The organism is Ponticaulis profundi (genome assembly GCF_042659465.1).
GTDB classification, from domain to species: Bacteria; Pseudomonadota; Alphaproteobacteria; order Caulobacterales; family Hyphomonadaceae; genus Ponticaulis; species Ponticaulis profundi.
The window spans coordinates 111,287-130,442 of the sequence record NZ_JBHSSW010000017.1 but is presented as its reverse complement, the minus strand read 5'-3'; the positions used below and the strand labels follow the sequence as shown (position 1 = coordinate 130,442).

The window sequence follows — 19,156 nt, the reverse complement described above, 5'->3', positions numbered from 1 at the left end:
GGTCAATCCTGCTCCATATCAGCGAGACGGGCCGCCTGATCTTCGGTCAGAAGCGCGTTGATGACATCATGGAGATCATCGCCTGCAAGCACGCTGTCCATCTTGTGGAGGGTCAGCTTGATCCGGTGATCAGAGACGCGGTTTTCCGGGAAGTTATAGGTGCGGATTTTCTCCGAACGGTCACCGGACCCGACCTTGGACTTACGCTCTTCAGCCCGCGCAGCGTCTTTCTCTTCACGCTCTTTTTCGTAAAGGCGCACTTTCAGGACTTCCATCGCCTTGGCACGGTTTGCGTGCTGGGATTTTTCTGAAGACGTGACGACAATACCGGTTGGCAAGTGCGTGATGCGTACCGCGGAGTCCGTCGTGTTAACGTGCTGACCACCCGCGCCGGAGGCACGCATGGTATCAATGCGGATGTCTTCCTGGCGGACTTCGATATCAACATTTTCAGGCGCAGGCAGAACCGCAACCGTTGCAGCAGAAGTGTGAATGCGACCGCCGCTTTCTGTTTTCGGAACGCGCTGAACACGGTGGACGCCGCTTTCGAATTTCAGCTTACCGAACACGCCATCGCCTTCGATTTCCGCGATGATTTCCTTATAGCCGCCGGCATCTCCCTCAGACGCTGAGATCACGTTGAGTTTCCAGCCCTGGAGCGACGCATAACGCTGATACATGCGGAAGAGATCGCCCGCGAACAGCGCCGCTTCATCGCCGCCCGTACCGGCACGGACTTCCAGAACGACGTTCGCCTTGTCGTCCTCATCTTTCGGCAGAAGCAGGATCTGGACTTCGTTTTCAAGCTCGGGAATTTCGTCCTTGATGCGGTAATATTCGTCACGTGCGAGCTCTGCCATTTCGGCATCACCCGATTCCATCATCTCTTCAGCTTCTTCCAGATCTGCGCGCATCTGAGCGAGCGCGCTTGCCTTTTCGGCCACCGGGCGAAGCTCTGAGTGCTCTTTCGACAAGGAAACGATTTCGTCAGGATCGGTCGCCGCTCCCATGCGCGCTTCGACCTCGTCAAAACGATCAATTACCTGCTCGAGTCGGTGATGCGGAATCGTGGCCATGTCGTAGAATACTCCTCAGCCCGCTGACATAGTGGCAAATGACGAAAACGAAAAGCGGCGCAGGCCAAAGAAAGCATATCCCAGCGGAAATTCACGTCGCCCCACCCTGCTTACCACCACACTTGCGACGAGGTGCGAGCCGGGATAGGAAACCCAGGCAGGAGGACGACCTCCCCCATTCCGGGAAAAGACATCAGGAACGGCCTGATAGAACAGGAATGGAGACACCAGCATGGCCTGGCTCTATCTGACATTTGCAGGCGCGCTCGAAATCGTCTGGGCTTTTTCCATGAAGCAATCCGAAGGTTTCACGCGGCCCATTGCCTCGACCACCACGCTGATCGCCATGATTGGCAGCTTCGGCCTTCTCTCACTCGCGATGAAATCTCTGCCGCTCGGGACTGCTTATGCGGTGTGGACCGGTATTGGAGCGCTTGGGGCGTTTCTGATTGGCATTCTTTTTCTGAATGAGCCTGCCAATGCGCTGCGCATCGCCGCCGCACTGATGATTGGCGGCGGCCTGCTGCTCATGAAGCTTGCAACGCCCTGATCTCAGACGAAGAGCCGCAGGATTTCGCGGACAATGATGATGAGCAATGCAAAAGACGACAGCGCGAACACGAGAAAGCGGATCGTCACATTGTTGAACGTTGCCTGGATAACCGAGTGCACGACACGCAGCACGACATAAACCCAGAGCAGCATAACATTCACATTGTCCGCGCCGCCTGCCAGAGCCAGATAAAATGCCAGCGCGTAAAAAATCGTCGGCTGTTCATGCAGATGATTGTAGTTGTCGCTGACATTCATCACGCTGGCTGGCAGCCTGCTGCGAAGATCCTCTCCGCCCTTGATGGTGTTTGGATCAATCTGCGCCTTCTGCATGGCTGGCACGCGCGTGATGAACATCCAGAACCACATGACAAAGGTCCAGACGATCAGCGCAAAGACAGGCAGAAGTGCCGGTTTCACCGCACCGATAAGTTCTGCATTCATGATTTCCTCCCCTGTTGTTGTATTTCGCCATATAACCAGAAAAATCCCCGCAGGCACTTGCTTCGCTGGATGAAATACCAAATACTACTTTTGGTTGTTTTTATAGGAGGGCAGAATGCCAGCAGACGGGCAATCGAAAATCATTGCGGACAAACAGGGCGACAATTGGGGGCTCAAAGCGGTCCGCAAAGCGCTGGGCACGGAAGGGGTTCGCAGCCCACTCGCCTGCATCCAGACAACCGATATCGATGCCACGCTGAAACTGGTCAAAGCGGAATATGGAGAGCTGATCCTCGACTGGACGGCGGATGCGCGCCTGAATGCCTTTGACGGCATCATCATGGGCGGCGCTCTGAATGTGCTGGGCGACTTTGTGCAGGCGCATGTTTTTACAAGCCTGCTGGATCGGCCTGCCGGGTTCTCTACGGTCGACTTTCACACACGCTTCCTGCGTCCGGTGCCGTCCGGTGAGACTTATCGCATTGAGTCCCGGCTGATTGATCGCGCGTCACGCAGTGCCATCATCGACACGCATATCTACCGGCCAGATGGCAAAGCCACGACGCATATTACCGGTGCGTGGCAGTTGACGGATCGCGCCTTTCGCCTCGAGGACTAAAGCCTAGTCCTCGAAACGCGCCTGTTCCGCCTTGTTGGCGATCTGAAGCGCCATCAGAAGCGATTTCGCAATCGGCAGAAGGATCAGGCTGACCACAATCGTAATAATCGCAAGAATCACCATCAGCAGAATTTTCCACCAGATCGGCTGATCGGCCATTGGAATGATGAAGCCGAAGGGTGCGAGAATGATCAGCACGAAAAAACCGACAAAAAAGGCTGGGCCATCGGCGGTATCGGCCTGGGTGAAATCCTGCCCACATGCCTCACAGGCTGGCTTGAATTTCAGATAACCGCGCCAGACGCGGCCCTGGCCACAGGTTGGGCAGCGCCCCTGCAGGCCTGCTGAGATCGGAGAAACTTTGGTCATGCCAGCCATGTGGCGGAGCTGGGCCTATGCGTCAACGCGACTTTTTTGCACAAATGCTAAAATAGTCGCGTCGAACGCCTTGTCCTTTAGTTCCAGCCAGCGCGGTCGAGCACCCGGACAGCTGCAGCCTGATTGCGACCGAGTTCGCTGACATTCAGATCATCCGCGACAAAGTCACCAAGCGCGATAACCTGCGGAGCCGTCTCTGCGTCTGCTACCGCCGGATATTCGTTATTGCCTGAAGAGAATTCGTGCTGGATGTCCGGGCGTGTCAGGAATTCAATCAGCGCAAGCGCATTTTCCTTGTTCTTGGTGTATTTCGCCAGACCAATACCGGACACGTTCACATGCGTACCGGTCGTTTCCTGGTTCGGGAAGATAATGCCAAGCTTGTTATAGACCTCGCGGTCGGCTTCATTTTCCGAAACGCCGAGACGCGCGATATAATATGTATTGGCGACGGTCAGGCCGCACTCACCAGCCGCAATGGATTTCAGAATGGAAATATCATTGCCCTGCGGAGACCGGGCAAAGTTGGACACCACACCGCGCGCCCATTCTTCAGCGCCCTCTTCGCCTTGCCGGGAGACAAAAGAGGCGATCAGCGACAGGTTATAAATGTTGGTGGATGTGCGCATGCAGATCTCACCTTCATAGGCAGGATCTGCGAGGTCAGCATATTCAGTCAGGCCCTCAGGTGCGCCATCTTCCTTGTTATAGACGATCACGCGTGCACGCTTGGTCAGCGCCACCCAGTAATTGTCAGGATTTTTGAAATGCTCCGGAATGCGGTTCAGAATGCTCTGATCCTCGAGCGGCTGGAAGACGCCCCGATCCACACCGCGCCAGAGCCGTCCGGCATCGACTGTGATCAGAACGTCAGCCGGTGAAAACTCAGCTTCATTGACCATGCGCTGAATGAGCTGGTCACTCTCACCTTCAAGCAGGTTCACCTTGATGCCCGTCTCTTCGGTAAACTGCTTGTAGAGGGCCAGGTCACTGTCATAGTGGCGAGCCGAATAAACATTCACCACGCCCGCATTCTGTTTTTTCGCTTCGGTCGCAGCAGATGTGCTGCCCGAGGACGCTGGCGCTTCGGCTGACGTTTCAGCAGGAGGCGAGCTCTCTCCCCCACAGGAAGCGAGTAAAACACTGGCGGCAATAGCGAATGTCGTAAAGCGGGTCATGAACAATCCTTCTTGAGAACTATTCTTACCTAGCCCCGCACTCCCCTCACGACAAGGCGTGCTAGTGCGACTTTTTTGCAAAAAGGAAGGCATGACGATCCAGCAGATCGATATGCCCACGTTCGCCAACAACCGGTGGTGCGCCGAACCCCGTGCTGACACGCACAACGGATAGCGAGTCTGTGTTGGCGCCTGTCAGATAGAGAATACGCCCAGTGCTGCTGTAGCGCAGGTCGCGGACAATCCATTCACCGTCCGGATCGGCGTGATAGGACAGCCCGGTCGGCCGCACCACAAGGTCATAAAGCTTGCCCTTCATCGACTCTGACGAACCGCCGGGGATCCGGAAACGACCGATGGGCGTGTTCAGGAAATCGCCATCAATCTCACCATCGAGCATCTGCGCCTCACCGAACAGGTGCGCAACTTCTGGCGCAAGCGGCTGCTCGATAATGTCTTCCGGGGTGCCAACCTGCAAAATCCTGCCATCCGACATGATGGCGATCCGGTCTGACATTTCCAGCGCTTCTTCCGGATCATGCGTCACCAGAATGGACGCGCTGCCAGCCTGTTTCAGCAAGAGACGCGCAGCTTCGCGCATTTCACGCTTCAGCATCACATCGACGCTGGCATAAGGTTCGTCAAGCAACATGACCGATGGCGCTGGCGCGAGCGCGCGTGCCAGAGCCACCCTTTGCTGCTGGCCACCAGACAAGGCACCAGGCTTTCGACGTTCAAATCCCGCCAGGCCAACCATATTCAGAAGTTCGCGGCATCGTTCCTGACGTTTCGCTGCGGGCAGCTTTTTCAGACCGAACATGATGTTTTCGGCAACATTCATGCCGGGAAAGAGCGCATGCTCCTGAAAGACCAGCCCAACGGGGCGCGTTTCAGGCGGTGGGTGATGGCCTTCCGTCGCCAGAAGCTGGCCATCCAGCTCGATCCGACCACTTTTCAAATGCTCAAGGCCTGCCACCAGACGGAGCAGCGTCGTTTTCCCGCATCCCGACGGACCAAGAAGTGAGACAACCTCTCCCTTTTCCACATTCAGGCTGACACCCTGAAGGGTTTTTGTTTGTCCGTAAGCGTGAGTCAGATTCTCGAGAATGAGTGTCATAAGCAATACTTTGACTGAACACGCCCTTAGGTCTAGAGCATGCTCATGAGTGTGTTGAATGCCCTCCCTACAAGAGCTGAAAGCGAAACGCCAAGACCTTTGCGCGTCGAATGGCACGCTATTGGTATTATTGCACTCTGTATTTTCCTGATTATTCCAATTCTTGGCATTCTGTTCGGATCGATGGCCCCGAGCGAAGGCAGCTGGGATCACCTCGTCTCAACCGTACTCTGGGATTATGTGCTGAACACGCTCGGGCTGCTGCTGATCGTGGCTGTTCTGACGAGCACGATGGGCACAGGCGCTGCCTGGCTGGTTGCGGTGACCGATTTTCCGGGCCGCAGGATTTTTGAGTGGCTGCTGGTGCTTCCGGTTGCAGCGCCCGCCTACATCATCGCCTATGTCTATACCGACCTTCTGGAATTTGCAGGTCCGGTTCAGACATGGATCCGCGACGTTACCGGCTGGGGCGCTTCAGATTACTGGTTTCCACCCATAAGATCTCTCCCCGGGGCCGGGGTGATGCTCGCACTCGTGCTTTACCCTTATGTCTATCTGCTGGCGCGATCATCTTTTCTGAACCAGTCACGCACGCGATTTGCGGCCGCCCGAAGCCTTGGTGCATCTCCCTTGCGCGCGTTCTGGCGTGTGGCTCTGCCCTCAGCCAAGGCTGCGATCCTCGGCGGTATGGCGCTGGCAATGATGGAAACAGCCGCGGATTTTGGCGTCGCGGACTATTTTGGCGTCACCACATTTTCGACAGGCATTTATCGTGCCTGGTATGGACTGGGTGATCCGGTCTCCTCCCTTCGGCTCGCAGGCCTGCTTCTGGTGATTGTCGCCATTCTGCTGATGATCGAACGCGCCGCGCGCAATGACAGTGACGCGCCCGCCATTGCCCGAGACAGTCTCAGCCCGCCCATGAAGCTGGGCCCGGTGTTGAGCATCGGCGCCATGATTGGCTGCGCCATCCCGATTTTGTTCGGCTTTCTCATCCCGGTTTTGCGACTGATCTGGCTCGCGCTTGAAGCAGATGGCGTACGGTCCGTATCGCAGTTCGTCATCTTTGCGCGAAACAGCTTCAGCCTTTCCATCGGAACGGCGCTGATCGCGCTGCTGCTCGCTCTGTTTCTGGCCTATGCCCAACGCAGCCGGACACGCGCAGACAGACTGCCTGTCAGCGTCGCCGCGACGCGCCTTGCAACACTGGGCTATGCCCTGCCCGGCACGCTGCTGGCGGTTGGTCTTTTGCTGCCGCTCACGAGTTTCGACAAAATCCTGTCGAGCTGGGTGGAAAACCAGTTCGGACTGGGGCTTGGCCTCATTCTGACGGGCTCGGTGTTTGCCCTGATCTATGCCTATGTGATCCGCTTTCTCACGGTCGCCTATAACACCGTCGAGCCAGCTGTTGGCGCAATCCCCACATCCATGGACGAAGCAGCCCGCACGCTGGGCTCGCGAACCTGGCGCATTGTTTCGAAAGTGCATTTTCCGGGATTGAGGCCTGCCCTTTATTCAGCCGCTCTGCTGGTCTTTATCGATACCATGCGCGAACTGCCCGCCACATTGCTGTTGCGTCCCTTCAATTTCGAAACACTGGCCACGCGTGTCTATCGCCTGGCATCGGATGAACGCCTGGCTGAAGCGTCAACCGCAGCGCTCGCCCTTGTGGTGATCGGGCTCATTCCAGTTCTGCTCCTGAACAAGGTTTCGAAGAGGCACTAGGCCAGGCCGCGTGCCTTCAGGAGCCGCTCTGCCAGGGCCAGGTCTTCGGGCGTATCGACGCCCCCAATACTGATCTCAGGCTCATCCACCAGGACGGCGCGAATGGTCATGCCGTTTTCCAGCATACGAAGCTGCTCCAATCCCTCGAGCGCCTCATAATGCGCTTCGGGCAGTCGGGCGAATTGCTCCAGGGCCTCAAGCCGATAGGCATATAGTCCAATATGGCGCAGAACGGGTGACAGCGCGTCTGACTGTCGCAATTTGTCCTCTTTGCGCATCGCCGGGAGAATGTTCTTGGAGAACCAGAGCGCGCGACCATTTTTAGCGCGGATACATGTGGTGCCGCTGAAGGGTGCCAGCTTCTTATGCTCGCGCATATCGTCGAGCGCCTCCCAGCTCAGCTGCACAACTGGCGTGGCAACGTCTTCATCTCCTTCAGCCGCCGCCTTCCCGATCGCTGCGACCATAGCCGCGGGCGTAAAGGGCGCATCACCTTGCAGATTGATTACAACGTCCGGACGAACGTTTAAGGCCTGAACGGCGGCGAGTGCACGGTCTGTGCCTGTGGCAACATTTTCCGGCGTCAGAACCGCCTTCAGACCTTCCTGCTCACAATGGGTCAGAATGCGCTCATCATCGGTCGCTACCACATAGTCAGCCCCGTTCATCTGTCGGGCGGCGTCTCTGGCGACGTCCGCAACGCGGGAGACCATGCTACGGCCAGCGATGAGTTGAAGTGGCTTGCCAGGAAATCGGGTCGAACCGTATCGGGCCGGCACAACAATCAGAACGCGCATAAAAACCTCTTCAATGTCCTTCGTCCGTCTGTTTCCAGCCTGTTGCTCTGCTTGTCAAACCAGACCCGCGCAAGCGCGTTACTTGAGCATCTCTTAAAATACGTACTCGTTAACGCCTTTCGGGAAGCTGTTTGAAAGCCCGCTTTCCTTTGAAATTACCGAAATTAAAAAGTTAACTTGGCAAGTGTTAATATTAACTCTTTCCCATTAACGTGTTTAGTATACTTAAAACGCGTTAAACGAGATAAAAAAATCAATCATTTTCGCCACTTTTCGCCAAATACGCGTAGTTTTGAGCACAGATGTACTTTTCCACACGTTTTTTCTGGGTTACTTATCCTTCACATTAAAATTTTGTTTACTATGTCACAGGTTCGCCGATAAATTGCATTCACTCGGTTTGCGAGCATCAGCGGATTATTCGCGTCAATTCCGGACGCAAAGGGTGAGGGTTATGAAAACCAAACTGCTAACTTCTGCGGCTATTATTGCGGGTCTGGCATTTGGACAGTCTGCATTTGCAGACTCAGCAAACCAGATGTTTGAACGTCGCGAATCCGCGCTGCCTGTTCAGGCCGAGCGCGCGCTGACCGTTCAGCGAGGCGAACTCCAGGCACAATGGGGTGACCTCGATACATTCTGGGGTGATCTGGACACCTTCTGGGGAGACCTCGACACATTCGAAGGGCAGAATGGTGCCTCCTGGGGTGATCTCGACACATTCTGGGGCGACCTGGATACCTTCTGGGGCGATCTCGATACATTCGAAGGTATGAATAGCGCCTTCTGGGGCGACCTGGATACATTCTGGGGAGATCTCGACACATTCAGCGGCACGGGTTCCTATGCGCGCTGGGGCGACCTCGACACGTTCTGGGGCGATCTGGACACATTCGAAGGCGGCACCAGCGCCCAGTGGGGCGACCTTGATACATTCTGGGGTGATCTCGACACCTTCTGGGGAGACCTGGATACGTTCTGGGGGGACCTTGACACATTCTGGGGCGACCTCGACACGTTCGAGAACAATATCGATGCTCAATGGGGCGACCTCGATACCTTCATGGGCAGCCTGTTCATCCTGTGGGGTGACCTGGATACCTTCTGGGGTGACCTCGACACATTTCAGGGACCGCTCGACGCCTCTTACGGCGATCTCGACACCTTCTGGGGCGATCTCGATACCTTTAACGGTAATCTGGACAGCTCCTGGGGCGACCTCGACACATTCTGGGGCAATTTCCAGGTTTTCTGGGGCGACCTGGATACCTTCTGGGGCGATCTCGATACATTCTGGGGTGACCTCGATACCTTCTGGGGTGATCTGGATACGTTCTGGGGTGACCTCGATACGTTCGGTCCGACAACAGAAGCAGAATATGAGCAGGTTCTTTCTGACCTCGGCACGTTCTACAATCTGAGCCAGGAAAAGTTTGGCGTGCCTGTTGCGATGCTGACCGGCCAGGATTTCTGGCAAGGGTTCGCCAAGGACGTCTTCGACAAATACGGCATCGACCCATCAGACCCGTCATCGCTGGCCGATCTGGATTCCGTGGATCGCGCCAAGTTCTTTGTCGACTGGTATGACGGCCTGATGCAATTCTCCGGTGTCGATCGTGTCGATCACTGGATGAATGATGTCAGCTGGTCTCCTGCTCTGACACAGGATCACGACTACAACACAGAAGCTGTTATCGGTCTGCTCGACTTCGGCATCACCGACGAAACGCTGTTGTCTCAGGACATCATCTATACAGGTGGCTATGAGACAGAGGCTGGCGATTTCCACGGCTCAGCGGTTATTTCACTGATGATCGCGCCGCATGATGGCAAGGGCCTGATGGGCATTGCACCGAATGCAAGCGTGGCGGCCTACAATCCATTCGATGAAACGAAATCTGCTGGCTTCGAAGATGTTGAGACCGGCATTTACGAACTCATCGACAATGGCGCCCGCATCATCAACATGTCGCTCGGTGTTCCGGAAAACGTTCTGACGGAAGACTGGTCGTCCATTCTCAGCGACGTGGTCAATGACCCAAGCAGTGAAGGCACGATTTTCGTCAAAGCCGCAGGCAATGACGGCGTTGTCCAGCTGAACAATATCAACTGGGATGACGAAGCTGCGCTTGAGCGCCTCATCCTTGTCGGCGCGACGGGCCTGGACGGCGAAATTGCCAGCTGGTCGAACACACCGGGCGAAGCCTGTGCAGTGATTGGCGGCGTTTGTGATGATGCAAACAAGCTGAAGAATTACTTCCTCGTGGCACCAGGCGAATTCATGCTCGTTGCTGACGGCGAAGGTGGTGTGACACGCGTGTCCGGCACGAGCTTCGCAGCGCCGCTTGTCTCAGGCACAGCTGCCCTGATCCATGGCGCATGGCCTTGGTGGAAACAGCATGGCGAAGAAACCGTCGATGTGATCCTTCAGTCTGCGACGGACCTCGGCGAAGAAGGCGTGGACGACGTGTATGGCTGGGGCATGCTGAATGTCGAAGGCGCGCTCTCTCCGCTCTCCTGGGATAATCTGCGTTTCTACCACGCGCGAACAGAAGACGGTCGCCTGTCAAATGGCAAGTCATCGCGCTGGATCCAGAATGCTTACATGCGTTCCAATGTTCTGAGCATGGAAAACCGCGGCGCCTATATTGTTGCGATTGAGCGGGTCGGCGGCACATATCGTGACTTCCGTATTCCACTGTCGACCCAGCTTTACGGCGCGACGAATGATGCCGATGGTCTGGCGCGTGAACGCCGCTTCCAGCGTCACCTTCATCAGCGTTTTGTGGATTGGGCGACCGGTGGAAGCTCGTTCGGCGACACGCAGGGCTTCTCGGCTCCGCTTGGTCTGAACGGTGACTGGACCATGTCCATGACCGCGCGTCAGTACGCACCGGGTACAGACATCCGGGACGGTGATCTGCCATTCCAGACCGACGTTGTGCTGGCTGAACCCGCCACAGGTACGGAACTGCGTATGGGCTATGGCGACGGTGCATCACGCCTCGTCAGCAGCAATGTCTTTGGCTTCTATTCCGACTTCGACATTGAATCGGGCGGTGTGAACCCGCTGCTGGGCCTGGCCTCCGGTGGATCATATGCCTCAGCGCGTATGCCGCTTCGTGAAAACCTGTCTCTGTCTGCTTCGATTTCTGAAACCAGCTATGACCACACATATCTGGATCCGCTGACACAGCTTCGGATTGATGATGGCCGTGACATGGCGGATTACTCAGCGCAGGCTGCGAGTGTTTCCCTGAACTATCAGGCGAACGAAAAGCTACGCTTCAATCTGGACTACACCCAGCTCCAGGAAGCAGACAGCCTGCTCGGCGATCAGGGCACGGGCCTTCTTGCGATGGAAGGTGGTTCGGTCACCGATGCGGTCACGTTCGGAACAGAGTTTGACCTGCCTGCCCGCTTCACACTGGCTGGTTCGGCAACGCTCGGCAAAACGCGGGCAACGCGCTTTGATGGCGATTTCCTCGCCATCTCTGAAGAGGGACTGCAGTCTTCCGCATTTGCGATCGGCCTGCACAAATCCGGTCTGTTCTCGAAGTCAGATCAGATCCGCTTCTCGATCGCACAGCCTCTGCAGCTGGAGAATGGTGCTCTGGAATTCACGGCCCTCGAAGTCGTTGATCGCGAGACGGGTGAACTGGGCCAGGTAACACAGGTCTGGGCGGTTGATCAGTCGGATCGCAATCTGATGCTGGAAGCGATTTATGCTGTCCCAATGTTCGACGGCATGGGTGATTTCACAGCCTTCACGCGCTCCGGTTCCACGATTGCAGATCAGCGCTTCACAGATGAGAATGAATTCTCTTTCGGCGCTCAGATCCGTATTCGATACTAACCAGCCAGAAGTTTTCTTCTGAACCGACAAAGCTAGAAATAGTAAACGGCCGCTCTTTCTGGAGCGGCCGTTATCTTTTGTTAGTCATTCGTCCCAATACAAATCAATCATCTAAAGGATTTCTTAGACCTGTTCTTGTATTCTTGGCAGTCAAGCCGGAAAGGAGGCAGGATGCGATTGCCCTCAAGATCGCTGATCTTTGCCGTCATCATGGGTCTAAGCCCCGCCATATCAGGCGAGGTTTTCGCGCAAGACGCGACCTCGGATACTTCGCAAGTATCCGACCCGGCCATGCGCGAGATTGATGCTGCCTTCGCGGCCTCAAAAGCCGCCATGATGGGATCGCCTTCAGACGCACTCGCTCAGGCTGAGCAAGCCGAAGCGCTGATCCAGGACCTGCCCGAATCCCGCGAGAAAACAATCGCCTACGCGACCGCGCTCTGGCTTCAGTCCGAGGCGCTGAACCGCACCAATCATGCCGACAAGGCCAAACCGATTGTCGAAGCCGCCCTGCTTGCGCTTGAAACCGTGGAAACCAACGAAAAGATCCTCGGAGATCTTCTGCTCGCCGCAGGTCGTATTGACCAGACCCTCGGAAACGTACAGGGCGCGCTGGAAAACTATCAGGCCGCACACGCCGTCTTCCGTGAAGTCGGCTCCGCCCGTTATCAGGCAATCACGCTCCAGGAAATTGGCGGCATCTATAATGATGCGCGTGATAATGAACGCGCCATTTCCTATTATGACGAAGCATTATCGACCTATGATGAAGACCCGAGCTTCAGCATGGTCACACATAACAATCGCGCGAACGCCCTGCGTGGCCTGAAGCGATTTGATGAAGCCATTGAACACTATAATGATGCGCTGGAGATTGCGAAGCAGTTCAACTCACCTCTCTTGAACGCACGCATCCTGAACAATCTGGCCCAGACGAAATTTCAGAATGGCGATCTGGACGCCGCCCTCGATGCGGCGGATCGCGGCCTCGCGCAATTGCCGGAAAGTTCCAACAACGAGTGGGCGCCCTTTCTCTGGGGGGTGAAGGCGCAGGTCGCGCTGGCACGCGGCGATGTTGAACAGGCGGAAGCGCTGATCTCGCGTACATTTGCCGGTCAGGATCTCGAACAAACGAGCATGCCATTTCGCGACATGCATGAAACCGCCTATGACATTTACCGGCGCCTCGAGCGGTATGACCTGGCGCTCCAGCATCTGGCTGCTTTCAAGCGCCTGGAAGATGAGTCTCTGAGTATTGCCAGTTCCGCGAACCTCGCCCTCATGGCATCGCAATTTGATTTCGCAACGCAAAGACTTCGTATCGAACAGTTACGCCGCGATGAGGCGGAGCGAACCATTGAGATTGCCAATGTCAAAAGCCGTCAGCGCAATCTGATTTTCGGTTTCATCATTGGCGGCGGCCTGATCGTCTTCGGCTTCATGACCGCCGGATATATCTCGGTTCGCCGCAGCCGCGACACAATCCGCTCTGTGAACGACAAGCTGCATGAGACAAACACGCAGCTGGAACGTGCCAACCGGGCAAAATCAGAATTTCTTGCGACGACCAGCCACGAAATCCGGACGCCATTGAACGGTATTCTGGGCATGTCTCAGGTTATTCTGCAGGATCAGACGCTTTCAGACACGCTGAAAGACAAACTGCGTGTCGTATTGTCGGCCGGTAATTCCATGAAGGCGATTGTCGACGACCTGCTCGACGTCGGAAAAATCGAAACCGGCCGCGTGACGATTGAAACCAGCGAGACGGACCTCCACAAAGTCTTCGAAGATGTGTGCCTGCTCTGGACGGAAACGGCCGACGAAAAAGGCCTGACCTTCAATTGTGATTATGAAAACTGCGCAACGCGTGTTGAGGCCGACGGTCAACGTATCCGGCAAATTGCGTTCAACCTGCTCTCAAATGCGGTCAAATTTACCTCATCAGGTGAAGTCTATCTGAAGGCTGAGACGCGCTCGACCCCAGAGGGCGACCTGCTTCAGCTGGACGTACGTGACACAGGCATAGGCATTCCCCCGACCGAGCTTGAAAACATTTTCAAACCTTTCCACCAGGTCGATGGCGCGAAGACACGTCAGTACGCAGGCACGGGTCTGGGCCTCTCCATCTGCCAGAGCTTTGCCGAGGCCATGGGCGGCAGCATTAAGGTGGAAAGTGAAATCGACAAAGGCTCACACTTTGTCGTCACCATCCCGCTGCACATTCTGAAGCCTGCAGAGCCAGGCGCTCAGACAGAGGACAGCAGCGCTGAAGGTCGGGGCCAGGTGACTGAGATCACCCAGGCACGGATCGTGATCCTGCAGCCTGACTTTATGGAAGGCATGATCTTCAAGGCCTTTTTCGCGGATGAGGTCGCTGACGTTGAAATCGTCGATTCAACTGCGGTGCTGAAAGACGCCGTCGAAAGTTCACGTTTCGATTTCGCCATTGCTGAATATGCTGACGCCCTGGTCACAGATTTCACCAATACAGAACTCGCCGGGAAGAGCCATTATTTCCTCTTCAAAGCTCCATCGGACGCCACAGAAAAAAGTGCAGAAACACACTCGTGTATTGCCGCTGATTTCACACCTGAAGCGATCCTTGATGCGTTAAGGCTGCATATTAAACGTTCGGTTGCGCCCAATTCTCGAGAAACCGACGAATTAACTCACTATTTAGGTGTATAGTTTCCAACTGTATTAATCGGATGGAAATGGTATGTTATTAACAGTATGGTCGTCGGTGTTTACGTTTTAGGCTTGGAATGAAAATCCTGTTCGTAGAAGATGATGCAATGAACAGACGCGTAGTCGGCGAGATGCTGTCTGCGGCCCATATTGATATGCATGAAGCCGAAGACGCACTGACCGGTCTGAGAATGATCGATGAGGATGATTTTGACATGATCCTCATGGACCTGCGCATGCCTGGCATGGATGGCATGGAAGCCATTCGTCGCATTCGGAAACGCACGGACGAAAAACGTCACGTTCCTATTATTGTTGTTACGGCTGACACGGCGATGGATCTGCGCGGTGAGTGTCTCGACAATGGTGCGGACGAATTTCTGATCAAGCCGATCGAGATCCGCGCCCTGTTTGAAACGATTGCGTTCACAATCGCCAAGCACAAAAAAGCCCGTCAGGCTGCAGCCCAGAAAAGCGATACAGCTGCGGCGTAAGTCCGAGCTCTGTTCGCCCTTCCCTATTTCAAAAATTAAAGACAGACTGCTTTCCGGTTTTAACCCGGGGATCAGCGATGAAATACAAACTGACAGGCCTTCTGGCGCTTGCGCTGATGTCTATGGCTGCCGCGAAGGCAGAGATCACCGCCTCTGCGCCGGATGGCTTTGAACTGAAACTCGAGAGGACCTCGCTTCTGGCACCGGCGGAGCTTTACGACCGCGTTGGTGAGATCAGTGAGTGGTGGTCTGCGCCTCACACCTATTCCGGTGCGGCTGAAAATCTCTACATCACCAAGCTGGATCCGGGCGGGGTTTGGCTGGAAGACTGGTCGGATGGCCGGGTTGAACATGGTCGCGTCATTGCGCGGACCATCAATGGCGAAGAGCATATGCTGAGGTTTGAGGCTCCGCTCGGCCCACTGCAGGCTATGGGCGTCAGCGCTGTGCTGACCGTCACCATCACACCTGACACAGATGAAACCACACCAGAAGAGAGTGTGGTTTCCTTCCAATATTCCGTCACCGGGGCGTCATTCCAGAAGCTTGATCAGATCGCCCCCGCTGTCGATGGCGTTTTATCCGAACAGATTGCCAATCTGGCGGTGGACTGAGACCGATCACTCGGCCGCCTGCTGAGACGGCGCCTGATCATCCATGAAGATGGCTTCGATCGGAGCATCGAACAATCTGGCGATCGCAAAGGCGAGCGGCAGGGATGGATCATACTTTCCGGTCTCGATCGCATTCACAGACTGACGCGATACGCCCAACTGTTCAGCCAGATACGCCTGACTCCATTTTCGTTCGGCACGTAGGACGCGCAATCGATTTTCCATCAGGCACAACTCCCCTGACGAACCCATTTTGCAATGCCGTAGGTCAGGAAGAAAAATGGCAGAAGCAGAAACACCGGAAAGTTCGGAAGCGCTTCATAGAGCTGCAGAAAGCCAATCGCGCCTGCCGCTGATGCCGTGACGATCCCTGCTATCGCAAGCGATTCCAGCTGACGCATCCGCTCATATTCATCCGTTTCCTGCACATAACGCCAGATCAGCCAAAACGCGATCAGGATCGGCGCGATCGTCAGGATGGCAATCAGAACCGGCAACCAGAGCGGCGGATTTTCCATAGGCGCGAGCACCAGAGCGCCACCAATACAGGCCGCCGTGTAGACGACCATGGCCGGAAAAAAGAGGCGTCGATAGCGACTTTTGGCTTGCTCGAACGTGAACTTAGACATGCGACATTTCCTTTTTGTCTTGTAAGCACGACATTATGACAAGCTTACTTGTCTGTCAAGCGTGCTTGTCATTCCTAAAATCGCCGTAATTCTGGAACACATGCAGCGCCATGGCGTTTAGACGCTGTAACTGGGAGAGGAGTTCTCAATGAAAAAAAGTCTTATTGGCCTGTCCGCTGCAGCCCTTTTGGTTTCGGCTTGCGCGACTGAAGGCCCAAGCCGCCGGGTATGGACAGGTGCAGGCATTGGCGCTGCAACAGGCGCTGGCCTTGGCACACTCGCAGGCGGTAATGACGGCCGCAATGCTGCGATTGGCGCAGCCGTTGGCGCACTCGCAGGCGCTGCCGTTGGTGACTATATGGACCGCCAGGAGCGCGCTCTGAAACAACGTACTGCCGGCACAGGTATCGAAGTGGTTCGCCAGGGTGATCAGATTCAGCTGGTTGCACCATCCGACATCACATTTGCGCTGAACAGCGCAGATATCTCACCAAGCTTTTACCCTGTCCTCAACGACGTTGCGATGACCCTGAAGGAATTCCCGTCCACGGCCGTTGATATTGTTGGTCACGCCAGCGCGGATGGTCCTGCAGACTATAACCAGCAGCTTTCCGAGCGCCGTGCAAACTCTGTCCTGAACTATCTGGGTACGCAGGGCGTCCGCCCGGTTCGTATTCAGGCGTATGGCATGGGTGAAACCCAGCTTCTGCCAGGTGTCGCTCCGGAATCGGGTGCGAACCGCCGCGTCGAAATCACACTGACGCCAATCGTGGAACAGACGTCATAAGACGCATCGCCACAGTTTCTTAGGGAAGACCGCCCGAACCGGCAGCCGCGAGGCTGCCGGTTTTCTTTTAATCACATTCATTTTTTCCGCAGTTTTCAGTTATTTATAGTTGCATTCCCTCATGCTTGAGCTCTTCTCGGAACGTTGAAACCGGGAGTTTGGGACATGTTGGAAATCGTTCGAAATCTGTTGCTTCCGACACTGGCTGCCCTGAGCGCGACATCATCTCTGCACGCCGCGCCAAGCCTCGAGGACTATGCGGCTCCTCCGGAAATCCGAAACGCATCCCTGTCCGGTGACGGCACGAAAATCGCCTGGATCCGTTCAGATAGTGAGCGTGAACTGCTCTGCTCATATGACCTCAGTCTGAAGGCTCAGACCTGCTATGCAGAGGTCACCGACCTCAAACCACGAAGCCTGTACTTTGCCGGCAAGGATCACGTCATCCTGCGCACATCAGCCCGGACACTTGAAACGGACTATTTCATCAATGAGTTTGAGTTCACCGCTGCGTTCTCGGTTGATCTAGCAACCGGAGCGATTGAGCAGCTTCCACAAAGGCTCGACGATGTCATGCCGCAAGGTCTGGGGCGGGTGATCGGCGTCCATGAAGACGGTGACAAAGTGTTCATGCCGGCTTTCACACAGCGTGGCCGCACCTTTACATATGACATTTACGAAGTCCGGACGAACTCCGGATCGGGTCGCCAGATCATGCGCGGCACATCAAACACGAAAGACTGGATCATTGCGCCTTCCGGGGACGTCCTCGCGCGGGAAAGCATGGACGATGAGAAGGATCTCTACACACTCGATATTCGTGACGGTCGAGGGTGGAAAACCGTCATCGAGGAACAGGTTGAAATCAGCACGAAAAGTCTGGTCGGGCTCACAGCCGACGGAAAATCCGTCATTGTCTCGGAAGACGGTAAACATGAAAGCAATCCGGCTGGCCTCTATCCGATCAATCTTGAAACAGGAGATATCGGACCGGCCCTCTTCCCTGTCGAAAGCGACATGGAAGGCATCCTGCTGGACCGAAACCGCGTCGTCATCGGGGTGAGACTGGCTGGAGTGACACCTGGCTATTTTTTGCTGGATGAGGCACTGAATGCGGATGTTCAGGCTTTTCTGGAGTCCCTGCCTTCGGTCAATGTCGAACTCACCTCCTGGAGTGACGATTATTCCAAACTGCTTTTCCATCTGACAGGCGCCCCGTATTCAGGACACTTTGCGATACTGGATCGGACCACCGGCAAAACGGAGCTGGTCGCGCGCAGTCGCCCCGGTATTTCCAGCGCTGAAACAGCCGAAGTTATCTCAATTGAATACCCGGCCCGCGACGGGCTGATGATACCCGCACTGGTGACCTTTCCACTCGGCACCACACAGGAAGAGCAGGTCAATCTGCCCATGATTGTTATGCCGCATGGTGGCCCGGAAAGTCATGACCAGATTGGGTTTGACTGGATGGCACAGTTTTTTGCCAGCCGCGGCTATATGGTGCTGCAGCCAAACTTTCGCGGCTCCACCGGTTTCGGCCTGTCATTCCTCGAAGCTGGATACGGGGAATGGGGAAAAGCCATGCAGGATGACGTGACCGACGGCATGAACGCGCTGGCACAGATTGGCTGGGCCGATCCGGAACGGGTCTGCATTGTCGGCTGGAGCTATGGCGGATTTTCAGCACTGTCAGGCGGCGCGAAAACGCCTGACAGCTATCAATGTGTTGTGTCCATTGCCGGCGTGAGCGACCTGCCCAAAATGCTGTTTGATGAAAGATGGGCCGCTGGCGAGGAAAGCTGGGTGATGTCCTACTGGGAACGCCAGATCGGAAATCGTAAGACAGATCGAAGCGCCCTCGAAGCGGTTTCGCCTGCCTATCAGGCGGACGCGTTCACAGCGCCTGTCCTCCTGATTCATGGCCGCGATGACGTCGCGGTTCCGATCGCTCAGAGCACACGCATGCGTGACGCGCTTGAGGCCGCAGGCAAGGACGTCGAGCTCATCATCATGAAAGATCAGGACCATAGCCTGTCAACGCGGAACGCGCGGGTCGATGCCATGAAGGCCATCATCAACTTCGTCGATACGCATATCGGAACGCCTTAGGCTGAACACATCAGCCCGTAGCAGGCGTCAGGTAACTGGGAAATTTCTGTCCGGTTTTTCTCCTCCATGCCGTAGGTTAATTGAACC

17 protein-coding genes are annotated in these 19,156 nt (G+C 55.5%); 9 read left to right on the top strand and 8 right to left on the bottom strand.

The window, feature by feature from the left end; genetic code table 11:
- Positions 1-2: 2 nt before the first annotated feature.
- Positions 3-1,076 carry a peptide chain release factor 1 gene (gene prfA, locus ACFQDM_RS13005; protein WP_377379718.1) on the bottom strand — a complete coding sequence of 358 codons (1,074 nt, stop codon included), beginning with the start codon at positions 1,074-1,076 and terminating at the stop codon, positions 3-5.
- 232 nt (positions 1,077-1,308) lie between these two features.
- Between prfA and ACFQDM_RS13000 the strand changes: the two genes are divergently transcribed.
- A complete protein-coding gene (locus ACFQDM_RS13000; protein ID WP_377379716.1) occupies positions 1,309-1,626 on the top strand; it encodes a DMT family transporter in 318 nt (105 codons plus the stop codon).
- 2 nt (positions 1,627-1,628) lie between these two features.
- Here ACFQDM_RS13000 and ACFQDM_RS12995 read toward each other — a convergent pair whose 3' ends face one another.
- Positions 1,629-2,072 carry an MAPEG family protein gene (locus tag ACFQDM_RS12995; protein ID WP_377379714.1) on the bottom strand — a complete coding sequence of 148 codons (444 nt, stop codon included), beginning with the start codon at positions 2,070-2,072 and terminating at the stop codon, positions 1,629-1,631.
- A gap of 115 nt (positions 2,073-2,187) precedes the next feature.
- Between ACFQDM_RS12995 and ACFQDM_RS12990 the strand changes: the two genes are divergently transcribed.
- Positions 2,188-2,691, top strand: coding sequence for a PaaI family thioesterase (locus ACFQDM_RS12990; RefSeq protein WP_377379712.1), 504 nt, complete (start codon positions 2,188-2,190; stop codon positions 2,689-2,691).
- Between the two features lie 3 nt (positions 2,692-2,694).
- Here ACFQDM_RS12990 and ACFQDM_RS12985 read toward each other — a convergent pair whose 3' ends face one another.
- From ACFQDM_RS12985 to ACFQDM_RS12975, 3 genes are all read right to left on the bottom strand, one after another.
- A complete protein-coding gene (locus ACFQDM_RS12985) occupies positions 2,695-3,060 on the bottom strand; it encodes a DUF983 domain-containing protein (RefSeq protein ID WP_377379710.1) in 366 nt (121 codons plus the stop codon).
- Positions 3,061-3,146: 86 nt separating this feature from the next.
- On the bottom strand, positions 3,147-4,247 hold the full coding sequence (locus ACFQDM_RS12980) for a Fe(3+) ABC transporter substrate-binding protein (protein ID WP_377379708.1): 1,101 nt from the start codon (positions 4,245-4,247) through the stop codon (positions 3,147-3,149).
- Between the two features lie 61 nt (positions 4,248-4,308).
- Positions 4,309-5,364, bottom strand: a complete 1,056-nt coding sequence (locus tag ACFQDM_RS12975; RefSeq protein ID WP_377379706.1) for an ABC transporter ATP-binding protein — start codon at positions 5,362-5,364, stop codon at positions 4,309-4,311.
- A 45-nt stretch (positions 5,365-5,409) separates the two neighbouring features.
- Between ACFQDM_RS12975 and ACFQDM_RS12970 the strand changes: the two genes are divergently transcribed.
- Entirely contained in the window at positions 5,410-7,089 is a 1,680-nt protein-coding gene (locus ACFQDM_RS12970) for an ABC transporter permease (protein WP_377379704.1), read from the top strand.
- Here ACFQDM_RS12970 and kdsB read toward each other — a convergent pair.
- Positions 7,086-7,886 carry a 3-deoxy-manno-octulosonate cytidylyltransferase gene (gene kdsB / locus ACFQDM_RS12965; protein WP_377379702.1) on the bottom strand — a complete coding sequence of 267 codons (801 nt, stop codon included), beginning with the start codon at positions 7,884-7,886 and terminating at the stop codon, positions 7,086-7,088. The genes ACFQDM_RS12970 and kdsB overlap by 4 nt on opposite strands.
- Before the next feature lie 454 nt (positions 7,887-8,340).
- Between kdsB and ACFQDM_RS12960 the strand changes: the two genes are divergently transcribed.
- The 4 genes from ACFQDM_RS12960 (at position 8,341) to ACFQDM_RS12945 (ending at position 15,541) form a co-directional block, all read left to right on the top strand.
- Positions 8,341-11,742, top strand: coding sequence for a S8 family peptidase (locus ACFQDM_RS12960; RefSeq protein WP_377379700.1), 3,402 nt, complete (start codon positions 8,341-8,343; stop codon positions 11,740-11,742).
- Between the two features lie 171 nt (positions 11,743-11,913).
- Entirely contained in the window at positions 11,914-14,433 is a 2,520-nt protein-coding gene (locus ACFQDM_RS12955) for an ATP-binding protein (RefSeq protein WP_377379698.1), read from the top strand.
- A 77-nt stretch (positions 14,434-14,510) separates the two neighbouring features.
- A complete protein-coding gene (locus ACFQDM_RS12950; RefSeq protein ID WP_377379696.1) occupies positions 14,511-14,927 on the top strand; it encodes a response regulator in 417 nt (138 codons plus the stop codon).
- 77 nt (positions 14,928-15,004) lie between these two features.
- Positions 15,005-15,541: a hypothetical protein gene (locus tag ACFQDM_RS12945; protein ID WP_377379695.1), complete on the top strand. Its 537-nt coding sequence runs from the start codon at positions 15,005-15,007 to the stop codon at positions 15,539-15,541.
- 6 nt (positions 15,542-15,547) lie between these two features.
- On the opposite strand, the gene ACFQDM_RS12940 is transcribed toward ACFQDM_RS12945, so the two are convergent.
- Together ACFQDM_RS12940 and ACFQDM_RS12935 are read right to left on the bottom strand one after the other, a co-directional pair.
- Positions 15,548-15,766: a helix-turn-helix transcriptional regulator gene (locus ACFQDM_RS12940; RefSeq protein ID WP_377379693.1), complete on the bottom strand. Its 219-nt coding sequence runs from the start codon at positions 15,764-15,766 to the stop codon at positions 15,548-15,550.
- Positions 15,766-16,170 (bottom strand): hypothetical protein, encoded by a 405-nt coding sequence (locus tag ACFQDM_RS12935; RefSeq protein WP_377379691.1) that lies wholly within the window; start codon positions 16,168-16,170, stop codon positions 15,766-15,768. The genes ACFQDM_RS12940 and ACFQDM_RS12935 overlap by 1 nt, the downstream gene beginning before the upstream one ends.
- Before the next feature lie 148 nt (positions 16,171-16,318).
- Here ACFQDM_RS12935 and ACFQDM_RS12930 point away from each other — a divergent pair, with 148 nt between their 5' ends.
- Together ACFQDM_RS12930 and ACFQDM_RS12925 are read left to right on the top strand one after the other, a co-directional pair.
- Positions 16,319-16,957, top strand: coding sequence for an OmpA family protein (locus tag ACFQDM_RS12930; RefSeq protein ID WP_377379689.1), 639 nt, complete (start codon positions 16,319-16,321; stop codon positions 16,955-16,957).
- Positions 16,958-17,122: 165 nt separating this feature from the next.
- Complete coding sequence (locus ACFQDM_RS12925) at positions 17,123-19,069, top strand: alpha/beta hydrolase family protein (RefSeq protein ID WP_377379687.1); 1,947 nt, start codon at positions 17,123-17,125, stop codon at positions 19,067-19,069.
- Positions 19,070-19,156: the final 87 nt, after the last annotated feature.

Bases quoted from the DNA above. Each gene is read 5' to 3' on its own strand.
- prfA (WP_377379718.1), bottom strand. From the start codon at position 1,076: ATGGCCACGATTCCGCATCACCGACTCGAGCAGGTAATTGATCGTTTT.
- ACFQDM_RS13000 (WP_377379716.1), top strand. From the start codon at position 1,309: ATGGCCTGGCTCTATCTGACATTTGCAGGCGCGCTCGAAATCGTCTGG.
- ACFQDM_RS12995 (WP_377379714.1), bottom strand. From the start codon at position 2,072: ATGAATGCAGAACTTATCGGTGCGGTGAAACCGGCACTTCTGCCTGTC.
- ACFQDM_RS12990 (WP_377379712.1), top strand. From the start codon at position 2,188: ATGCCAGCAGACGGGCAATCGAAAATCATTGCGGACAAACAGGGCGAC.
- ACFQDM_RS12985 (WP_377379710.1), bottom strand. From the start codon at position 3,060: ATGACCAAAGTTTCTCCGATCTCAGCAGGCCTGCAGGGGCGCTGCCCA.
- ACFQDM_RS12980 (WP_377379708.1), bottom strand. From the start codon at position 4,247: ATGACCCGCTTTACGACATTCGCTATTGCCGCCAGTGTTTTACTCGCT.
- ACFQDM_RS12975 (WP_377379706.1), bottom strand. From the start codon at position 5,364: ATGACACTCATTCTCGAGAATCTGACTCACGCTTACGGACAAACAAAA.
- ACFQDM_RS12970 (WP_377379704.1), top strand. From the start codon at position 5,410: ATGAGTGTGTTGAATGCCCTCCCTACAAGAGCTGAAAGCGAAACGCCA.
- kdsB (WP_377379702.1), bottom strand. From the start codon at position 7,886: ATGCGCGTTCTGATTGTTGTGCCGGCCCGATACGGTTCGACCCGATTT.
- ACFQDM_RS12960 (WP_377379700.1), top strand. From the start codon at position 8,341: ATGAAAACCAAACTGCTAACTTCTGCGGCTATTATTGCGGGTCTGGCA.
- ACFQDM_RS12955 (WP_377379698.1), top strand. From the start codon at position 11,914: ATGCGATTGCCCTCAAGATCGCTGATCTTTGCCGTCATCATGGGTCTA.
- ACFQDM_RS12950 (WP_377379696.1), top strand. From the start codon at position 14,511: ATGAAAATCCTGTTCGTAGAAGATGATGCAATGAACAGACGCGTAGTC.
- ACFQDM_RS12945 (WP_377379695.1), top strand. From the start codon at position 15,005: ATGAAATACAAACTGACAGGCCTTCTGGCGCTTGCGCTGATGTCTATG.
- ACFQDM_RS12940 (WP_377379693.1), bottom strand. From the start codon at position 15,766: ATGGAAAATCGATTGCGCGTCCTACGTGCCGAACGAAAATGGAGTCAG.
- ACFQDM_RS12935 (WP_377379691.1), bottom strand. From the start codon at position 16,170: ATGTCTAAGTTCACGTTCGAGCAAGCCAAAAGTCGCTATCGACGCCTC.
- ACFQDM_RS12930 (WP_377379689.1), top strand. From the start codon at position 16,319: ATGAAAAAAAGTCTTATTGGCCTGTCCGCTGCAGCCCTTTTGGTTTCG.
- ACFQDM_RS12925 (WP_377379687.1), top strand. From the start codon at position 17,123: ATGTTGGAAATCGTTCGAAATCTGTTGCTTCCGACACTGGCTGCCCTG.